Genomic DNA, 19,666 nt, shown 5'->3' with positions numbered 1-19,666 from the left:
TTAAAAACAAATAAATTGATCAAAATTTCAAATAACAGTTAATTAATTTGAATGAGATTTTTGTTGCCCCAGATCAATGTTTTGCGTAATCAACGTGTTCTTTTTTTACGGCTCAGATTAATCTGAGAGTAATTCTTATTCTTCCTAAATAACTCTAAAGAGATAGGTGAACTATGCTGGGTATTCTGGATAGTGTTAATCGTTTATTAGACAAACCGGATTTTGGCAAACTGTTTTTGCGCGTATCTTTCAGCGTGTTGATGTTGTTTCATGGCTGGCATAAGGTACACGGTGGAATCGGTGCCATTGAAGGCATGCTGACCTCGGCAGGGCTCCCTGCTTTTGTTGGTTACGGTGTCTATGTCGGTGAAGTCATCACCCCGATTCTGATGATTCTCGGGATTCTTACACGTCCTTCTGCGCTCATCTTCTCTTTCACGATGGTGGTGGCGACGTTGCTGGTTCACCCTGGTGGCTTCGTCACGCTGGCTAAAACCGGTGCCTGGGGTGTTGAAGGCACGGCGGTGTTCTTCTTTGCGGGCATCGCCATTGCCCTGCTCGGCAGCGGAAAATATTCTGTGATGTCGAATCCGCGCTGGCGTTAATGGTTTTCTGTCAGCAGCCGCTAATGGTGTGAAATGGCCCGGAAAATCCGGGCCATTTCATTTTTACCCTTTCTCGCCGATTCCCTCTTCTTATTCACCTTGCAATACAGTAGGGTTCAGGTTTCAATACGCCGTTGGGTATCAACCCTGAATGCATTGATGTTACTGACGCTAACTGCGGCTGTGATTGACCTGTCGTGTGTATGCTACGTTTTTTGAGCGCTATGTTTTTAACACGAATGTTTTTTAACATTACGCCTCCTGGAACGTTGTACGGTTGTGAAAACCATTTCTTTGAAAACCATTTTTTTGTGAAAACCATTTTTTATAAAAACACTGGAACGCCCTGATGCTAAAGATTTTTAATACGCTGAGTCGCCAAAAAGAGGAATTTAAACCCATCCACGCCGGTCAGGTGGGCATGTATGTGTGTGGCATCACCGTTTATGACCTGTGTCATATCGGTCACGGGCGTACTTTCGTGGCGTTTGATGTGGTGGCGCGATATTTGCGGTATCTGGGATATTCACTGAAATATGTGCGTAATGTCACCGATATTGACGACAAAATTATCAAACGTGCGACCGAAAATGGGGAAACCAGCGACCAGCTGACGACCCGCATGATTGCAGAGATGCACGCCGATTTTGATGCGTTGAATATTCTGCGTCCGGATGCCGAGCCGCGTGCGACGCACCATATTGCCGATATTATCGAAATGGTAGAAACGCTGATTGCCCGTCGCCACGCTTATGTTGCGAGTAATGGCGATGTGATGTTCTCCGTTGATACCGCGCCGGGCTATGGTGTGTTGTCTCGTCAGGATCTGGAGCAATTGCAGGCTGGCGCGCGCGTTGAAATTACCGAAGTGAAGCGTAACCCAATGGACTTCGTGCTGTGGAAAATGTCCAAGCCGGGTGAACCGCACTGGTCTTCTCCGTGGGGAGAAGGGCGCCCTGGCTGGCACATCGAATGTTCTGCCATGAACTGCAAACAGCTGGGCACGCATTTTGACATCCACGGCGGCGGTTCCGATTTGATGTTCCCGCACCACGAAAACGAGATCGCACAGTCTAGCTGTGCACACGATGGCTCGTATGTGAATTACTGGATGCACTCCGGCATGGTGATGGTTGACCGCGAGAAGATGTCAAAGTCGCTCAACAATTTCTTCACCGTACGCGATGTGCTGGCGTATTACGACCCGGAAACGGTGCGTTACTTCCTGATGTCAGGCCATTATCGTAGCCAGTTGAACTACAGCGAAGACAACCTGAAACAGGCGCGTGCGGCGTTAGAACGCCTGTATACGGCGCTGCGTGGGACGGATGCTAGCGTTGCGGCACACGGTGGTGATGAGTTTGAAGCCCGTTTCCGCGAAGCGATGGACGATGATTTCAACACGCCGGAAGCTTACTCGGTGCTGTTTGATATGGCGCGTGAAGTTAACCGCCTGAAAGCGGAAGATGTGCAGGCTGCGAATCAGCTGGCGTCGGCACTGCGTAAACTGTCTGGGGTGCTCGGCCTGCTGGAACAGGATCCTGAACAGTTCTTGCAAAACGGCGCACAGGTGGATAACGACGAAGTGAAAGAAATCGAAGCGTTAATCCAGCAGCGTAAAGATGCGCGCGTGGCGAAAGACTGGGCGCTGGCCGATCAGGCTCGCGATCGACTGAATGAAATGGGGATCGTGTTGGAAGACGGCCCACAAGGAACGATCTGGCGCCGTAAGTAACGCCGATCTTTCTGTTAATAAAAAGCCCGCAACGTCTACATTGCGGGCTTTTTTTTCACCATCGTCGATGTCTTAAGCGTCAGTCGGCGATTTTTACCGTTTGACCATCGAACTGAACGGTTTGACCGGTGACGATTTTGCAACGCTTACGCGTTTCCGTCTGGCCGTCAACGGTCACGTCGCCAGCGGCGATAGACAGTTTGGCCGCTGCGCCGCTTTCACTCCAGCCCAGCAATTTCAAGAGATCGCACAGTTCAACGTGCGGATGTTTTTCAAGATTAAAGGTTGCCATAAGTTCCTGCTTATTCGTGTTTGACTCGCTAGTTATTCGGCGCGGTCATGGTACTCTTCGCATGCCTGTAGCGTGTTTTGAATCAGTGTGGCAACGGTCATGGGGCCGACGCCACCCGGCACAGGGCTGATATAAGACGCTCTTTCCTGCGCGGTTTCAAATTCCACATCGCCGACCACTTTGCCGCTTTCCAGACGGTTGATACCCACGTCCAGCACAATCGCGCCCGGTTTAATCCATTCGCCAGGGATGAAGCCCGGTTTACCCACGGCGACAACCAGCAGATCGGCGTTTTCAATATGGTGACGCAGGTTTTTAGTGAAACGGTGCGTGACGGTCGTGGTGCAGCCTGCCAGCAACAGTTCCAGGCTCATCGGACGGCCCACAATATTAGACGCGCCGACGACAACGGCATTCAGCCCGAAGGTGTCGATATTATAACGTTCCAGCAGCGTGATGATGCCGCGTGGCGTACAGGCCCGCAGCATTGGCGCGCGCTGGCACAGACGACCCACGTTGTAAGGATGGAAACCATCGACATCTTTACTTGGCGCGATGCGTTCGATCACTTTGGTATTATCAATGCCTTCCGGCAGCGGAAGCTGAACCAGAATACCGTCAATTGTCTGATCGGCGTTGAGCTGGTCGATAAGTGCCAGCAGTTCTGGTTCCGTGGTGGTGATGGGCAAATCATAAGAACGGGAGATAAAGCCGACTTCTTCACACACCTTGCGTTTGCTGGCGACATAAATCTGTGACGCCGGATTCTCGCCGACCAGCACAACAGCCAGACCCGGTGCGCGTTTTCCTGCTGCCAAACGCTGCGTGACTCGTGCGGCAACTTCGTCTTTGACCTGCTGCGCAATCGTTTTACCATCAATAATCTTTGCTGCCATCTGAGATGAGACCCATCAATTTGAAATAGGGGGGAGATGGCCGCTATTCTGTCAGAAGCTGTGCGTGCTGTCAGGTATTGCATCAACATTAATTGTTTCTATACCCGTCATACTTCAAGTTGCATGTGCGTTGGCTACGCTTAGTCACCCGAATCACTTACTTGAGTAAGCTCATCGGGATGAAATGAGAGACATCCTGTCTCTCACCGGAGGCCAGCCGCTGGCTGGTCAAATTCGTTCCCGACGAATTTGTCCCTCGCTTGCCGCCTACCTGAAACTCGAATTATTTAGGGTATATGTCCCAATTATTCTCGCTATTCACTCGCCTCGATACGGTTTTTTCCGCCATTTTTGGCGCGATACAGCGCGGCATCGGCAATATCGATAATGGACGACGCTGTTGGCGGTGGGTTATCCGCGCAGAACACGTAGACACCGGCGCTAATGGTGACGATTTTTTCCGGGAATAGCGTCATTTCATGAGGGATTTTTTCCGCGCGTACCAAATCCAGCGCACGCTGAGCGAGCGTGGTGGCACCTTGCTTATCCGTCTCGGTGATGATGATCGCGAACTCCTCACCACCATAGCGGGCGACCAAATCCTCCTTGCGCCTCGGCATGCTGCTCAGGATGTTACCGATCTTGCGTAAGCACTCATCGCCAGCCACATGCCCGTAGTGGTCGTTATATTTCTTGAAGGCGTCGACGTCGATCATGATCAGCGCCATACACTGCTGCGTCTCCGCAACCCGCAATAGGGTTTGTTGCAGGAAAATGTCGAACTGACGACGGTTGGCTAAGCCCGTCAGGCCATCGAACAGCGCCAGCGTTTGCAGGGTATGGTTAACCGACGTAAGTTCATCGCGCACGATGGTTAAATCGATCTGATTTTTCAGATTGATGCGAATTTGCCTCAGCACGATCAGGCCGAGCAGGGTAATGGTGAACAGCAGGATGAGCGTAATCGCGCCATAAACCAGGCTATCTGTTCGCCATTTTTCGAGGACTAAGTTGAGATCGTAGCCTGCGGCGATAACGATGGGATAGCGCTTTAATTTTGTATAGCCATAAATCCGTTCGATGTGATCGAGCGTGGAGACGAATGTCGCCGTTCCGCTTTCGGACTGTTTCAGATGTTCGGAGAAGAGCGGGCCGTTAGACACATTACGATTGACGTATGAATCGTCATAAGGGCGGCCGTACAGAATCCGGCCATCGGAAAGCAAAATGGCGAGCACATCCATGTTCCCCATGGAGTAGTAGCCGTAATACTGCTTGAAATAGTTCAGCGAGAGGGTGGCAAGTAGCACGCCGTTAAAGCTGCCGTCTGGTTTGTTGATACGCATCGAGACCGGAATGATCAAATCCCCCGTAGAGCGGCTTTGAATCACGCTGCCGATGTGCATGTCTTTGCTAACGTTACTCTGATGATACTTAAAATACTCTCTGTCGGCGTTATTGGCATTGGCGGGTTTTGCTATGCCGGAGTTCACCAGCCATTCACCTTTGTCATCATAAATAAAGATGCCATGCAGCTGCGGCAGCGCCGCTTTACGGCTTTTTAGAATATCGCCCAGACGGTTTAGTTGCTCGGGCGATTGACCATCCTGCTCGATACGCTCTTGTAAGTCTTGTAACAAGATATCAACTTGTAAAAACGTGTCTTCGGCATGGCGTGCCAGCGACAACGACAGGTTTTTGGCGTTTCGTTCAGTGGAATCGATAAGCTGCTGGTGAGAATTGAATACTGCCCATCCGTTCAGTGCCACTACAGTGGTGATGATGAATAGCATAAAAACAATCATTAATTTTTGGAGCGGCATTTGATAGTGGCTGGCCTTGTCGCGCGTGCTGACCTTCATTGTCCTTCCCATCCTTAGCCAGAGAGATGACTGATGATAAGTGTAGACGTTTCTGCCATTTGCGCCGTTATACTCGTCATACTTCAAGTTGCATGTGCGTTGGCTGCGTTCGGTCACCCGAATCACTTACCAGTGTAAGCTCATCGGGATTCCTTCTCTTGCCGCCTTCCTGAAACTCGAATTATTTAGAGTATATTGATGAGCATTGCTTATGCTTTTTTGTCGATTTTTATCGAATAATAAGCCGCTTTAATAATAAAGTAACGTCTCTACACACTATCTCCATGTAGCGTTGATAAAAACTCGAAAATAAACCGGTATCATCGTGTTTATTCACTAAAATCATCTAAGATAAATGACGTTGTGTAACACAACGTCATGAAAATTCGTTTTCATGCTAGCGATTAGCGATCGTCACAAGATGTAAGGAAATTTTTATTTAGCATTAAACACGCTATGTTTAATTGGCGTTTAACTGGAATTGCTAATGATAAGGCTATTGTGCTTTTTACGTTTCGGCTGATGAGAGTGACGTTCCTGCATGAAGGTGGTGTGCTCATCGCGAGAAAGGGACAAGAAATAAATTGAAATGTAACACCTCTATTCAGATTGAAAAATAAGAAAGATACTGCGGCGGAATATGGTTTTCAGCCAGTGATGAAATAAAGAGCCCTTCATGAAAATAGCGATTAGCGGAACGGGATATGTCGGTTTATCGAATGGATTATTATTGGCACAACAGCATCAGGTTGTGGCGTTAGATATTGTGGCTGAAAAAGTGGCGATGCTAAATCAACGAAAATCGCCAATTAATGACGCCGAGATTGAGCGTTTTTTACAACACGAAACGCTGAATTTTTCCGCTACGCTGGATAAATATGAAGCGTATGTCGATGCGCAGTTCGTGATTATCGCTACGCCGACAGATTACGATCCACAGACGAACTATTTCAACACGTCGTCGGTAGAGGTGGTCATTCGCGATGTACTAGCGATTAATCCGCAGGCCATTATGGTGATTAAATCGACGGTGCCGGTAGGTTTCACCGAGAAAGTCAGCCAGCAGTTGGATACGGATAACATCATTTTTTCACCCGAATTTCTGCGTGAGGGAAAGGCGCTGCACGACAACCTTTACCCGTCGCGGATTGTGGTGGGTGAACGGTCGGAAAGGGCCCGATTTTTCGCTAACCTATTGATGGAATGTGCATTAAAAAAAGATATTCGCGTACTGTTTACCGACCCGACAGAGGCTGAAGCGATAAAACTGTTTGCGAATACCTTCCTGGCGATGCGCGTCGCCTACTTTAACGAGTTGGACAGCTATGCCGAATCGCTGGGGCTGAATACCCGGCAGATTATTGAAGGCGTGTGCCTCGATCCGCGTATTGGCAACTACTACAACAATCCTTCTTTCGGCTACGGTGGTTACTGTTTGCCGAAGGATACCCGGCAGCTTTTGGCGAACTATCGTACTGTTCCGAATAACCTTATCAAGGCGATCGTGGACGCGAACCATACGCGGAAAGATTTCATCGCCGACACGATTATCCGCCGTCATCCGAAAACCGTTGGCGTTCATCGTCTTATCATGAAGGCGGGGTCGGATAATTTTCGCTTTTCTTCCATTCAGGGCATTATGAAAAGGATAAAAGCGAAAGGAATCAATGTCGTGGTTTATGAACCTGGGATTGATGATGATGACTTCCTGGATTTCCCTGTCATTCACCAACTCGACAGTTTTAAACAACAGTGTGACATTATTATTACCAATCGTTATGCCGACGAATTAAACGATGTGATAGGGAAAGTTTATACAAGAGACTTATTTGGTGAGGATTGATTTCTTGTCGTAAATCAATAAATCGACATTTCGCGATTCGCGAAAAGTTCATTTTTGCAGTGTAATTAATTACGTCTTCTTGCCGCTTCGTCACGTTGTGCCGTTTATCTGTGATTTTATGATTATCGCAATAAATTAAGGTTGGCTTAAGGCTTCATTATTTAGACTGCTCAGTGATGATTTGTCGCCATTATTTATTTTGGGAATACGTTATGACGGATTTTTTGCCTTTTTCCCGCCCAAACATGGGCGAAGAGGAAATTGCTGCCGTGGCGGAAGTATTACGCTCCGGTTGGATAACCACAGGGCCGAAATGTCAGCAATTGGAACAGGCGTTTTGCCAGCAGGTCGGGTGTCGACAGGCAATTGCGGTGAGTTCTGCGACGGGCGGGATGCACGTGACGCTGATGGCGCTTGGTATTGGCCCCGGCGACGAGGTGATTACGCCGTCCCAGACTTGGGTTTCAACCGTCAATATCATCACGCTCCTGGGAGCGGAACCGGTGATGGTTGACGTGGATCGGCATACGCTGATGGTGCGACCGCAGGATGTCGAGGCGGCCATCACACCGAAAACCAAAGCCATTATTCCCGTGCACTATGCTGGCGCTCCGGCCGATTTGACGGCGCTGCGTGCTCTCAGCGAGCGCTACGGCATCCCGCTGATAGAAGATGCGGCGCATGCCGTCGGTACGCAATATCGCGATGAGTGGATCGGCGCGCGTGGAACCGCCATTTTCTCGTTTCACGCGATTAAAAACATCACCTGTGCGGAAGGCGGCATGGTGGTGACGGACGACGAAGCACTTGCTGAACGCATACGCAGCCTGAAGTTTCACGGGCTGGGTGTTGATGCATTCGACAGACAGCGACAGGGGCGCAAGCCGCAGGCTGAAGTAGTGACGCCAGGGTTTAAATACAATCTGGCGGATATCAATGCGGCGATTGCGCTGGTGCAACTGGATAAACTCCCGGCGATCAACGCCCGCCGTCAGCAGCTTGCTGCGCGTTATCTCACACAGCTGCGCTCGCTGCCGCTCCAGCCGCTGGCTGTTCCTGATTATCCCCATCTGCATGCCTGGCATCTGTTTATGGTGCGGGTGGATGAAACGCAGTGCGGCATATCGCGCGATAGCCTGATGGCGGAACTGCAAACGCGCGGCATTGGCACCGGGTTGCATTTCAGAGCGGTGCATACACAAAAATATTACCGTGAGCGCTATCCTCATTTGCACCTGCCGGAAACGGAGTGGAATTCGGCATCGCTGATGACGCTGCCGCTGTTCCCCGATATGCAGGACAGCGATGTCGATCGCGTCGTTGCGGCGCTAACCTCGATTCTGGAGTCTGTTCGTGATTGATGACATCAAAAATGTGTCTGTTGTGATTCCCGTTTATAACGAAGAAGAGAGCCTGCCGGTGCTGATTGAACGCACGCTGGCGGCCTGTCGGCAGATCGGTAAACCCTGGGAAATTATTCTGGTTGATGACGGCAGCAGCGATCGCTCGGCGGAATTGCTGACTGAGGCGGCGAGCGACCCGGAAAAGCACATTATCGCTGTGCTGCTGAACCGTAACTATGGTCAGCACTCGGCCATTATGGCTGGGTTTCAGCAGGCGGTGGGCGATGTGGTCATCACGCTGGATGCCGATTTGCAAAATCCGCCGGAGGAAATCCCACGGCTGGTAGAGTATGCCGCGCAAGGGTATGACGTGGTCGGCACCGTGCGGGCAAACCGACAGGATTCGCTGTTCCGCAAACTGGCCTCGAAAACCATCAACATGATGATCCGGCGTTCGACCGGGAAATCCATGGCGGATTACGGCTGCATGCTGCGTGCTTATCGTCGTCACATTGTCAGCGCGATGCTGCGCTGTCATGAACGCAGCACCTTTATTCCTATTCTGGCCAACACGTTTGCGCGGAAAACCATTGAGATCGACGTGATGCACGCCGAACGTGAATTTGGCACGTCCAAATACAGTTTTCTGAAGCTGATTAACCTGATGTACGACCTGTTGACCTGCCTGACGACGACGCCGCTGCGTATTCTCAGCCTGATCGGCAGCGTCGTTGCGCTGTCGGGTTTCCTGTTGGCGCTGTTGTTGATCGGCCTGCGTTTGTTCTTAGGGGCGGAATGGGCGGCAGAGGGCGTGTTCACGCTGTTTGCCGTGCTGTTTATGTTTATCGGCGCGCAGTTCGTCGGGATGGGGCTATTGGGGGAATACATCGGTCGTATCTATACCGATGTGCGGGCCCGGCCACGCTATTTTGTGCAAAAAACAGTGAGTGCGGCAACGCCACTGACCACCAGTTTACGGGATGAAGAAGAATGAAAGCGATCGTATTTGCCTACCACGATATCGGCTGCGTCGGCCTTGAGGCGTTAAAGCTCGCGGGCTATGAGATTCAGGCCGTGTTCACGCACAGCGATGCGCCGGGCGAGAATCACTTCTATGCGTCGGTAGCGAAAGCGGCAGCCGAGATGGATGTGCCGGTGTTTGCGCCGGAAGACGTTAACCACCCGCTTTGGGTGAACCGCATTCGGGAACTGGCGCCGGATGTTATTTTTTCCTTCTATTATCGCACGCTATTAAGCGACGACATTCTCCAGTTGCCGTCGTTTGGCGCTTTCAATCTGCACGGGTCGCTGCTGCCACGCTACCGTGGACGGGCACCGGTGAATTGGGTGTTGGTGAACGGTGAAACGCAGACGGGCGTGACGCTGCACAAGATGGTGTCTCGCGCTGATGCTGGCGATATCGTTGCCCAGTCGGTGGTGGCGATTGACGCTGAAGATACCGCGCTGACGCTGCATGGAAAATGCCGTACCGCCGCTGCGGCTTTACTGGCGCAGCAGCTACCGCAGATCCGCTCGCGTGAGATTATGCTGACGCCGCAGGATGAAAGTCAGGCCAGCTACTTCGGACGCCGCACGGCGGCAGACGGGCTGATCGATTGGCAAAAAAGCGCCCGTGAGATCAACAACCTGATCCGCGCGGTGACGGAACCGTACCCAGGGGCGTTTACGTTCCTCGGTGAGCGTAAAGTGATCGTCTGGCGTGCCCGCGTGGTTAAAAGCAACGATGTGAGGGCCAATGGGGTGAAGCATGAACCGGGCTCGATCATCTCGACATCGCCGCTGGTGGTGTCCTGCGGTGAAGACGCGCTTGAGATCGTCAGCGGACAGAGTGAGACCGGGCTGTATATGTCGGGTAGCCGACTGGCGGCGGAAATGGGCATGGTGCCACAGGCGAAACTGGGTAACCTCGCCAGCCGTGTGCAACGACGCCGCACGCGCGTCCTGATCCTCGGCGTGAATGGTTTTATCGGTAACCACCTGACTGAACGCCTGCTGCGTGACGATCGCTATGAAATCTACGGGCTGGATATCAGTTCGGATGCCATCGCCCGTTTTCTTGGCGATCCGCGTTTCCATTTTGTGGAAGGCGATATCAGCATTCATAACGAATGGATCGAATATCACATCAAGAAATGCGATGTCATTCTGCCGCTGGTGGCGATTGCAACGCCTATCGAATACACCCGTAACCCGCTGCGCGTGTTTGAGCTGGATTTTGAAGAGAACCTGAAAATTGTGCGCGACTGCGTGCGCTACAACAAACGCATTGTCTTCCCGTCCACCTCAGAAGTGTACGGCATGTGTGATGACAAAGAGTTTGATGAAGATAACTCACGCCTGATTGTCGGGCCAATCAACAAGCAGCGCTGGATTTACTCTGTGTCCAAGCAACTGCTGGACCGGGTGATCTGGGCGTACGGCGCGAAAAGCGGCCTGCGTTTTACGCTGTTCCGTCCGTTTAACTGGATGGGGCCGCGTTTGGATACGCTGGATGCCGCGCGTATCGGCAGCTCCCGGGCGATTACCCAGTTGATCCTCAATCTGGTGGAAGGATCGCCGATCAAGCTGGTGGACGGCGGGGCACAGAAGCGCTGCTTTACCGATATTCACGACGGCATTGAGGCCCTGTTCCGTATTATTGAAAACCGCAACGGCCAGTGTGACGGGCAAATTATCAACATCGGCAACCCGCACAATGAAGCCAGTATCCGCGAACTGGGCGAAATGCTGTTGACCAGCTTTAATGCCCACCCGCTGCGTGACCGCTTCCCGCCGTTCGCCGGGTTTATTGAAGTGGAAAGCAGCAGCTATTACGGCAAAGGTTATCAGGATGTGGCGCACCGCACGCCGAGCATTCGCAACGCCAAACGGCTGCTGGAATGGGAGCCGACGGTGAAGATGGAGCAAACCGTCGCGGAAACGCTGGACTATTTCCTGCGTACCGTTGATCCCCAGCACGCTGATGACGTCACGGATACGCAGGGATGACGCGCGTTGGCCTGCGAATTGATGTCGATACCTGGCGTGGTACGCGGGACGGTGTGCCCGCGCTGCTGGATGTGTTAGCGGAGTTCGATATCCAGGCGAGTTTCTTTTTTAGCGTCGGGCCGGACAACATGGGGCGTCATCTGTGGCGCCTGCTGCGTCCGCGCTTTTTATGGAAGATGCTGCGTTCCAACGCGGCCTCGCTCTACGGCTGGGATATCTTGCTGGCCGGCACGGCGTGGCCGGGGCGCCATATCGGCGCACGGTTTGGTTCGTTAATCCGCCAGACGCACGACGCCGGGCATGAGGTGGGGCTACACGCCTGGGATCATCACGGCTGGCAGGCGAATGTCGCCCGCTGGTCGGATGCGCAATTAGCCACGCAGTTCCGTGAAGGAATGGATGCGCTGACGCCGATACTGCCATCACCGGTGCGCTGTTCCGCGGTGGCGGGCTGGCGAGCCGATTCGCGCGTCGTTGAGATGAAGCAGCACTGGAATCTGGACTATAACAGCGACTGTCGCGGTACCCGACCTTTTCGACCGCGCCTGAAAAGCGGTGAATTGGGTACCGTGCAGATCCCGGTTACGCTGCCGACCTATGATGAAGTCATCGGCGAGCGCGTGAGTGACGGTGAATTCAACGACTTTATTCTTGAGGCGATCCAGCAGGATCGCGGCGTGCCGGTCTACACCATCCATGCGGAGGTTGAAGGGGGAGCGAAGCTGGCGCTGTTCCGTCAGTTGCTGCTTCGTGCCCGTCAGCAGCACATCGAATTTTGTCCGCTTTCCTCATTGCTGCCTGATGACCGAGCCACGCTGCCCGTCGGGCGGATTGTACGCGCGCCGTTTCCCGGACGGGAAGGGTGGCTTGGCGTACAAGCGGAAGAATAAATAAAGCAGGAGATAGCATGGAAAAAGGCATGATAAAGCTAAAAAGTACCGTAATACTGGTGTTATTTGCTTTGCTCTACCTGTTACCGCTTAACGGCCGCTGGCTGTGGTCACCGGATGAAACGCGCTATGCGGAAATCAGCCGCGAGATGCTTCAGCGTGGCGATTGGATCGTGCCGCATTTGCTGGACGTTCGCTACTTTGAGAAACCCGTTGCGGGCTACTGGCTGAATAACATCAGCCAGTGGTTATTTGGTCATACCAATTTTGCCGTGCGCTTTGGTTCGGTATTTTCTACTGCGCTGAGCGCGCTGCTGGTGTTTTGGCTGGCGATGCTGCTGTGGAAAAACCGGCGTACTGCGCTGCTGGCGGCGACGATCTATCTGACGTCGCTGCTCGTGTATGGTATTGGCACCTACAGCGTGCTCGATCCGATGGTGACGCTCTGGATGACGGCGGCGCTGTTCAGCCACGTGCTGATTCAGCGTGCCACGCTGACGCGCGAACGACTCATGGCCTGGGGACTGATGGGGCTGGCCTGTGGCATGGGATTTATGACCAAAGGCTTTCTGGCGCTGGCCTTGCCGGTCATCAGCGTGCTGCCGGTAGCGCTGGCGCAAAAGCGGATTAAGGAATTGCTGCTGTTCGGGCCGCTGGCGATTATCGTCGCGGTTTTGCTGAGTGCGCCGTGGGCGCTGGCGGTGCATGCGCGAGAAGCTGATTACTGGCACTACTTCTTTTGGATTGAGCATATCCAGCGTTTTGCAGAAGACGATGCGCAGCATAAAGCGCCGTTCTGGTATTACCTGCCGGTTCTGATTGTCGGCGCATTCCCCTGGCTGGCGCTGCTGCCGGGCGCGTTACGCAGCGGTTGGACGGAACGAAAAGCGAACCCGGAACGGTTCCTTCTGCTGTGCTGGATGGTGATGCCGCTGCTGTTTTTCAGCATCGCTAAAGGCAAGTTGCTGACTTATATTCTGCCGTGCTTTGCACCGCTGGCGTTGCTGATGGCGGCGTGGATTTCCGGACTGGCCCCTGCGGTACGCGAGCGTTTATTGCGTATCAATAGCTGGCTCAATATTGCGTTTGGCAGCCTGCTGGCGCTCGCCGTTGCGGCGCTGGGCCTCGGCATTATCATGCCGCATCTCTATCAACCGGGAGAAGGGCTGACCATCGTATCCGGTGTCGTCTGTTTTATTGGCTGGGTGGCCTTTGCTGCTGTCAGCCTTAAAAAGCAGCGATCGTGGGGATATCTGGTCGCGGGTTGTCCGCTATTTCTGGCGCTGCTCGTCGGCGGGAGTATTCCGGCGAGCGTGGTTGATTCAAAGAATCCTCAAACCTTTATTCGTAGTCACCAGCCACTGCTGGAGGAGAGCCGCTATGTGCTTAGCGATGAAGTTGGGCTGGCCGCCGGACTGGCATGGGAGCTCAAACGTAGCGATATCACCTTATTCAAGGCGCGGGGCGAATTGAACTACGGGCTGGACTACGCTGATTCCACTGACCGTTTTGTGGATGAGGGCGCTTTCCCGGCCTGGCTGGCTGAGAAACGGCGTAGCGGAAATGTCGCGCTGGTGCTGAAGGTCGATAGGGATACCGATGAAGAATACAGCAGTCTGCCTGCCCCCGATCAGTTGAAAAAATCGCACCGCTACGTGCTGTTGTTTTATAAGCAGATAGCGCCATGAGTTATCTACTGGTGGCTATCGTCTGCCTGCTGACCAGCCTGGGACAACTGTGCCAGAAACAGGCGGCGGAGTGCTGGCGGCGTTTGCCGACGGATCGACGCCAGCGCGTGACGCTGGGATGGCTGGTGCTGGCGGCTTTGCTGTTGGGTATCGGGCTGCTGCTGTGGCTTGTGGTGTTGCAGCATATTCCGCTTGGCGTGGCATACCCGCTACTGAGCATTAATTTTGTTCTGGTCACGCTGCTGGCGCACTACTGGTTTGGCGAGCGAGTGGACCGGCACCACTGGTGGGGCATTGCGCTGATTGTCACCGGTATCTATCTGATGCAGGGGGGATGATGGCGAAAAAAGGCTATGTCTGGGCGCTTGGCAGTATTGTGTTAGCCAGCGCCGCGCAGGTGTTAATGAAAAGTGGGATGCTGGCGCTACCGAGTATTTCCCTGACGCACTGGCCGCCGCTTAGCACCTTAATGGGCGGTTGGCCTGTGGTTGCGGTGATCTGCGGGATTGTTTGCTACGGTCTGTCGATGGTGTGCTGGTTCATGGTGCTGCGCTATCTGTCGCTAAGTCGCGCCTATCCGCTCATTAGTCTGAGCTATGCGGTGGTCTACCTTGCGGCGGTTTTCCTGCCGTGGCTGAATGAACCGATGAGCCTGCGTAAAAACCTCGGCGTTTTGATTATCATGCTGGGCGTCTGGCTGGTGAGTCGTCACGCGCAGACGGCGCGATAAGCCGCCTGCGCGCCGCTAGCGGTTGATGTTATTGACTGAAGACGTGTGCGGTACCCGTGACGCTCAGGCTGACCTGTTGGCCAACGGCGAAAGCGGCGTGGCTGACGGTTTTCAGTTCAATAATGTCAGCGGCTGTGTGGTGGACATGCAGCGTTAGCGTAGAGACGAAGCCGGAAAAATCAACCTTACGGATGGTTGCTCGAATCGTCGCTGTGCTATTCCCCTCAGCGCTATCAACCTCAGCGCTCTGAATCACGATCTGTTCCGGCCTGAGCATGATGCGGGCTTTACCGCTTGCGGTTGGGCGATCCACCGCGATGCGCCCAAGCAGGCAGTCAGCCTGACCGCCAGTCACCTGCGCATCGAGAATCAGCGTTTCGCCGAGGAAGGTCGCGATGTCTTCGCTGGCGGGCTGATGGTAAAGCGTCCACGGCGAGCCGGATTGTGACAGTTGGCCGTCACGCATGACGACGACCCGATCGGCAAAAGACAGCGCTTCTCCCTGATCGTGGGTTACCAGAATCGACGCTACATTCGCCTGCTGTAATACGTCCATCACCGCTTTACGGGTGGCGGCACGCAGGCCGGTATCCAGCGCGGAAAAGGGTTCATCCAGCAGCATCAATGCAGGGCGCTGCGCCAGCGCGCGAGCCAGTGCGACACGCTGCTGCTGACCGCCGGAAATCTCATGCGGCGAGTGCTTCTGTAAATGTGCGGGGAGGGAAACCAGCGCCATCAACTCATCCACGCGCTTTTGCTTTTCCGCCTTCGAGCCTTTGAGCCCAAAGGCGATGTTATCCGCGATACAAAGGTGCGGGAACAGTGCGCCGTCCTGCGGTACATAGCCGATTCCACGCTGATGGGCGGGGACGGAAAGTCCGTTATCGCAGAGCGTTTTCCCGTTCAGCGTGATGACACCGGTATCCGGTTTTTCAAACCCGGCAATCAGGCGCAGCAGCGTGGTTTTTCCTGAACCGGATGGGCCGACAATCGCCGTGCGGCGGCTGTTCTCCAACGTCAGATGAATGTCAGACAGCACGGTGCGCCCATTAAAGCCTTTACTGACGCGATGAAGTTCCAACATGATTACAGCCCCGCCATTTTTTGTGATTGCGTGTAGAGAAACCAGGTCCACGGCAGCGACAGTAAGACCAGAATAAGCGCGTAGGGTGCCGCCGCCGGATAATCGATCTCGCTGGTGAGCGCCCAAAATCCGGTCGCCAGCGTGCGGGTGCCGTTGGGGGCCAGCAGCAGCGTGGCGGTCAGTTCATTGACGATGGCCAGAAAGACGAGCGTTGCCCCGGTGGCGACGCCGGGCGCGGCCAGCCGAATGGTCACGGTCATCAGCGTCTGCAACGGCGAACGCCCCAGACTGGCCGCGACCTGCTCCAGCTCCACGGGCGCCTGGGCGATACCCGCACGTAGATTCACCAGCGCCCGTGGCATAAACATCAACAGGTAAGCCAGCAGCACGGTGAATTCAGTCTGGTAGAGCGGCCTGATGAGGTGAATCGTGGTGGTCACCAGCGCCAGCGCGACGACGATACCCGGCAGAGAACTGGTGATGTAATTGCACCCTTCCAGAAACCGATACAGGCGACTAGGGTGGCGGATCGTCAGCCAGGCCATCGGAATCGCCGCCAGCGTCGTCAGTGCGGCACCGCTCAGCGCCAGCGTCATGGTCTGGCGAAAGGCATCGAGCAGCTCGCGGCGCTGCCAGACTTCCCAGCCGCCAAACCACAGCCAGCGAAACAGCGTAATAAAAGGCACGCCGAGCGTTAGCAGTATCAGTGTTGCCAGTAACAGCAGAGCCAGCAACAGCGGAAACGGCGACAGACGTATCGGTGTGACAGCCTGCGGCGCGCCGGAACCGACATGCGCATAGCGGGTGACGCCGCGTACGCGGGCATCCGCACACAGCAGAAACAGACACAGCAGCGCCAGTACGCCAGCCAGCATGTTGGCCGCCGGGCCATTAAACGTTGACTGAAACTGATCGAAAATCGCGGTGGTAAAGGTATCGAAGCGGATCATGGCGAACAGGCCGTACTCCGCCAGCAGGTGCAACGCAATCAGCAGCAGTCCGCCGCCGATAGCCAGCTTTAGCTGTGGCAGCACCACGCGAAAAAAGACGGTAATGGGAGGGACGCCCAGCGTGGCGGCGACATCTTCCAGCGCGGGGTTAAGCCGACGCAGCGTCGCGGCACAGGGTAAATAGAGAAACGGTAAATAGGCTACGACGGATAAAAACACGCCAGCCGGTAGACCATGCAGGCCGGGGGCAGTGCTGATCCAGGCATAGCTTTGTACAAATGCAGGGATCGCCAGCGGTGCGGTGAGCAGCAGTGACCACAGGCGCCGGGCGGGCAGAGTGGTACGTTCCGTTAACCAGGCCAGCAGCACGCCCAAAACCGTACAAATTGGCAGCGTCAGGACGACCAGCAGCACCGTGTTGGTCAGCAGTTCGCCGACGCGTGGGCGAAAGAGCAGGGCGCGCGCCGTTTCCCAACCGGTATCAATACTCACGCCAATCACAAAGCCGAGCGGAACAAACCCCAGTAGGGATAGCGTCAGAGCTATGAGGGTAAGCAGCGCGGCTGGCTTGCGTAATGGCGGAGAGGGTGCGGTGAACGGGGTCGTTTCGCTGTAGCTAACGTTTGTCATACTGCCTGTAGCTGCCTCGTCAGGACGATAGGTTAAGACGGTGAAGCCGCTATATGCGGACATTCAGGTGATGATTCGTCAGGACGCGAACGCCCTGACGAAAGGTGGGTCATGACATCTATGTGCTATAACCCATGCGCGACAATCTGTGCGTTAAAAACTACGTGTTAAAACCTATGCGTTAAAACCTATGCGTTACAGCAAGCCAGCTTGCGTCATCAGGTCCACGACTTTTTTGCTGTTGAGTTTGGCGGCATCGACTTTCGGTGCATCCAGATCTTTCAGCGGAACCAGTTTGTTATTTGAGGCCGCGTTGACGCCAACGGCATATTCAAAGGCATCGTTGGTGCGCAAGATTTCCTGACCAGATTTGCCCGTAATCCACTTAATAAAGGCCTGTGCATCTTTCGCATGTTTGCTGGATGCCAGCACGCCGGCACCGGAAATGCTGACGAATGCGCCCGGATCTTTATGTTTGAAGTAGTACAGCTTCGTGTTGTTACTGTTTTCGCCGGTTTTAGCCTGATCGACAAAACGGTAATAGTGATAGATCACGCCGCTATCAATCTGACCCGCGTTCACGGCTTTCATCACCGTGCTGTTACCTTTATAGGCGGTGAAGTTTTCTTTCATGCCTTTCAGCCAGTCTTGCGTGGCTTTCTCACCTTTCAGCTCCAGGTAGGCGCTGACGATGGCCTGAAAATCTGCGCCGGACGGGGAGGCGGCCCAGCGGCCTTTCCATTCTGGCTGCGCCAGATCGGCTAAGGATTTCGGCAACTGTGCGTCGGTAAATTTGGCCGGGTTGTAGACAAAGACGGTGGAGCGCGCGGCAATCCCGATCCAGCGGCCGTGGGACGGACGATAGTCAGACGGTACCTGCGCGAGGGTGGCTTTATCCAGCGGAGCAAAGAGATCGGCGTTATCGACCAGCACCATCGACGGTGAGTTTTCGGTCAGGAACACATCGGCAGGCGACGATTTCCCTTCCTGCACCAGCTGGTTGCCCAATTCGGTGTCGCTGCCATTGCGCAACGTTACCTTGATGCCGGTTTCTTTGGTAAAACCGTCAACCCAGGATTTCACGAGGTTTTCATGTTGGGCATTGTAAATCACAATCCCTTCATCGTTTTCTGCTGCATTTGCTGATGCGCTGAGAGCCAAACCGGAAGCGAATAAAACGGCAGAACTCAGTAATCCAAAACCAAGCTTCATATTATTTACCCTTATCAATACCTGTCGTGTTTGCGTATTGCTGGCCTACATGGAAGCCCGTGTGTCGCTCACGATAGCCACGCTATTTTAGCGACACAGGCCGATATGTAGCGGCAGTCGAGGATGGATTTTACATATCGATAATAATAATGATAGTTATTATTATTTCGCTTTCTTAAGGTTAAATTAAGGTTCCGGTGGGTGTGACATAGCGGTCATCACTTTATTTCAGCACATGTCACGGTGTGAAATTGTATAAATCCATCGCTTAAAAAACAGCCGAGTGCGTATGTGAAATTTATTTCACCAGAAATGAGATATAACATCATGATTTACAGAAACAAATCCTGATTCATCATCTATATTTAATGTGCAGGCTGTGAGTAGCGATACAATAAATGCACCGTATTTCTTCGGTGTCACGTGCGCTTGTCTGCAATTTGGGGTTAATTGACCGACAAAAAGGTGACACAGCAACTGATATTCGGGGGATGGAAAAATGGATGTAGAAACGCGGATGATTGAGCTTATCGTTAAATCTGGCGAAACACGTTCCTGCGCAATGGAAGCCCTGAGATCTGCTCGCCGAGGGGAGTGGGATCATGTCGATGAATTATTAAAAATGGCTGCGGTGGCGCTGAACCGGGCGCAATTGATTCAGACCGGATTCATTGGCAACCAAAGTAAGGAAAAAACGAATCTCGAACTTATCGTCGTGCACGCACAGGATCACCTGATGAATGCGATGCTATGCCGTGAACTGGCTGAAGAGATTATTGAACTCAGGAAAGAGGTCTCTGGCGTTAATCTCCACCTACGCTAACCGCATCGCAGAGCAAGTAGAAAAGCCATTCAGTCTTCACGCTGAGTGGCTTTGCTGTTTTTATCTGTCACGCC

Annotated in this window: 17 protein-coding genes; 11 read left to right on the top strand and 6 right to left on the bottom strand. The window is 53.5% G+C overall.

Annotated features, from left to right (window positions below; translation table 11 throughout):
- Nucleotides 1-173 precede the first annotated feature (173 nt).
- Nucleotides 174-605 (top strand): DoxX family protein, encoded by a 432-nt coding sequence (locus R9X49_RS11400; protein ID WP_010307428.1) that lies wholly within the window; start codon nucleotides 174-176, stop codon nucleotides 603-605.
- A 349-nt stretch (nucleotides 606-954) separates the two neighbouring features.
- Nucleotides 955-2,340, top strand: a complete 1,386-nt coding sequence (cysS, locus tag R9X49_RS11395; protein ID WP_319848453.1) for a cysteine--tRNA ligase — start codon at nucleotides 955-957, stop codon at nucleotides 2,338-2,340.
- 79 nt (nucleotides 2,341-2,419) lie between these two features.
- Here the strand turns inward: cysS and ybcJ are convergent, their stop codons facing one another.
- The 3 genes from ybcJ to R9X49_RS11380 all read right to left on the bottom strand — a co-directional run bounded on the left by ybcJ (nucleotide 2,420) and on the right by R9X49_RS11380 (nucleotide 5,390).
- Nucleotides 2,420-2,632 carry a ribosome-associated protein YbcJ gene (gene ybcJ, locus R9X49_RS11390; protein ID WP_319848452.1) on the bottom strand — a complete coding sequence of 71 codons (213 nt, stop codon included), beginning with the start codon at nucleotides 2,630-2,632 and terminating at the stop codon, nucleotides 2,420-2,422.
- A 32-nt stretch (nucleotides 2,633-2,664) separates the two neighbouring features.
- Nucleotides 2,665-3,528, bottom strand: coding sequence for a bifunctional methylenetetrahydrofolate dehydrogenase/methenyltetrahydrofolate cyclohydrolase FolD (gene folD / locus R9X49_RS11385; RefSeq protein WP_319848451.1), 864 nt, complete (start codon nucleotides 3,526-3,528; stop codon nucleotides 2,665-2,667).
- A gap of 314 nt (nucleotides 3,529-3,842) precedes the next feature.
- Nucleotides 3,843-5,390: a sensor domain-containing diguanylate cyclase gene (locus R9X49_RS11380; protein WP_319848450.1), complete on the bottom strand. Its 1,548-nt coding sequence runs from the start codon at nucleotides 5,388-5,390 to the stop codon at nucleotides 3,843-3,845.
- A gap of 676 nt (nucleotides 5,391-6,066) precedes the next feature.
- Between R9X49_RS11380 and R9X49_RS11375 the strand changes: the two genes are divergently transcribed.
- The 8 genes from R9X49_RS11375 (at nucleotide 6,067) to arnF (ending at nucleotide 14,893) form a co-directional block, all read left to right on the top strand.
- Nucleotides 6,067-7,233, top strand: a complete 1,167-nt coding sequence (locus tag R9X49_RS11375) for a nucleotide sugar dehydrogenase (RefSeq protein WP_319848449.1) — start codon at nucleotides 6,067-6,069, stop codon at nucleotides 7,231-7,233.
- 212 nt (nucleotides 7,234-7,445) lie between these two features.
- The gene (gene arnB / locus R9X49_RS11370) at nucleotides 7,446-8,594 is read left to right on the top strand and encodes a UDP-4-amino-4-deoxy-L-arabinose aminotransferase (RefSeq protein ID WP_319848448.1); all 1,149 of its coding nucleotides are present in this window, start codon (nucleotides 7,446-7,448) and stop codon (nucleotides 8,592-8,594) included.
- Nucleotides 8,587-9,570, top strand: coding sequence for an undecaprenyl-phosphate 4-deoxy-4-formamido-L-arabinose transferase (gene arnC / locus R9X49_RS11365; protein WP_319848447.1), 984 nt, complete (start codon nucleotides 8,587-8,589; stop codon nucleotides 9,568-9,570). The genes arnB and arnC overlap by 8 nt, the downstream gene beginning before the upstream one ends.
- Complete coding sequence (arnA, locus tag R9X49_RS11360) at nucleotides 9,567-11,585, top strand: bifunctional UDP-4-amino-4-deoxy-L-arabinose formyltransferase/UDP-glucuronic acid oxidase ArnA (protein ID WP_319848445.1); 2,019 nt, start codon at nucleotides 9,567-9,569, stop codon at nucleotides 11,583-11,585. Before arnC ends, arnA begins: the two co-directional genes overlap by 4 nt.
- On the top strand, nucleotides 11,582-12,475 hold the full coding sequence (gene arnD / locus R9X49_RS11355; RefSeq protein WP_319848444.1) for a 4-deoxy-4-formamido-L-arabinose-phosphoundecaprenol deformylase: 894 nt from the start codon (nucleotides 11,582-11,584) through the stop codon (nucleotides 12,473-12,475). Before arnA ends, arnD begins: the two co-directional genes overlap by 4 nt.
- Before the next feature lie 17 nt (nucleotides 12,476-12,492).
- Complete coding sequence (gene arnT, locus R9X49_RS11350; protein ID WP_319848443.1) at nucleotides 12,493-14,163, top strand: lipid IV(A) 4-amino-4-deoxy-L-arabinosyltransferase; 1,671 nt, start codon at nucleotides 12,493-12,495, stop codon at nucleotides 14,161-14,163.
- Nucleotides 14,160-14,501 (top strand): 4-amino-4-deoxy-L-arabinose-phosphoundecaprenol flippase subunit ArnE, encoded by a 342-nt coding sequence (gene arnE / locus R9X49_RS11345; protein ID WP_319848442.1) that lies wholly within the window; start codon nucleotides 14,160-14,162, stop codon nucleotides 14,499-14,501. Before arnT ends, arnE begins: the two co-directional genes overlap by 4 nt.
- On the top strand, nucleotides 14,501-14,893 hold the full coding sequence (gene arnF, locus R9X49_RS11340) for a 4-amino-4-deoxy-L-arabinose-phosphoundecaprenol flippase subunit ArnF (RefSeq protein WP_319848644.1): 393 nt from the start codon (nucleotides 14,501-14,503) through the stop codon (nucleotides 14,891-14,893). Before arnE ends, arnF begins: the two co-directional genes overlap by 1 nt.
- 28 nt (nucleotides 14,894-14,921) lie before the next feature.
- Here arnF and R9X49_RS11335 read toward each other — a convergent pair whose 3' ends face one another.
- From R9X49_RS11335 to R9X49_RS11325, 3 genes are all read right to left on the bottom strand, one after another.
- Nucleotides 14,922-15,977 (bottom strand): ABC transporter ATP-binding protein, encoded by a 1,056-nt coding sequence (locus tag R9X49_RS11335; RefSeq protein ID WP_319848441.1) that lies wholly within the window; start codon nucleotides 15,975-15,977, stop codon nucleotides 14,922-14,924.
- A gap of 2 nt (nucleotides 15,978-15,979) precedes the next feature.
- A complete protein-coding gene (locus R9X49_RS11330) occupies nucleotides 15,980-17,557 on the bottom strand; it encodes an iron ABC transporter permease (RefSeq protein ID WP_319848643.1) in 1,578 nt (525 codons plus the stop codon).
- Between the two features lie 195 nt (nucleotides 17,558-17,752).
- Nucleotides 17,753-18,769, bottom strand: a complete 1,017-nt coding sequence (locus R9X49_RS11325) for an iron ABC transporter substrate-binding protein (RefSeq protein WP_319848440.1) — start codon at nucleotides 18,767-18,769, stop codon at nucleotides 17,753-17,755.
- 499 nt (nucleotides 18,770-19,268) lie between these two features.
- Here R9X49_RS11325 and R9X49_RS11320 point away from each other — a divergent pair, with 499 nt between their 5' ends.
- Nucleotides 19,269-19,592, top strand: coding sequence for a PTS lactose/cellobiose transporter subunit IIA (locus R9X49_RS11320; RefSeq protein ID WP_319848439.1), 324 nt, complete (start codon nucleotides 19,269-19,271; stop codon nucleotides 19,590-19,592).
- Nucleotides 19,593-19,666: the final 74 nt, after the last annotated feature.

Source organism: Pectobacterium carotovorum (assembly GCF_033898505.1).
In the GTDB taxonomy this organism is placed as follows: Bacteria; Pseudomonadota; Gammaproteobacteria; order Enterobacterales; family Enterobacteriaceae; genus Pectobacterium; species Pectobacterium carotovorum_J.
This window is presented reverse-complemented; position numbering and strand designations above follow the sequence as displayed.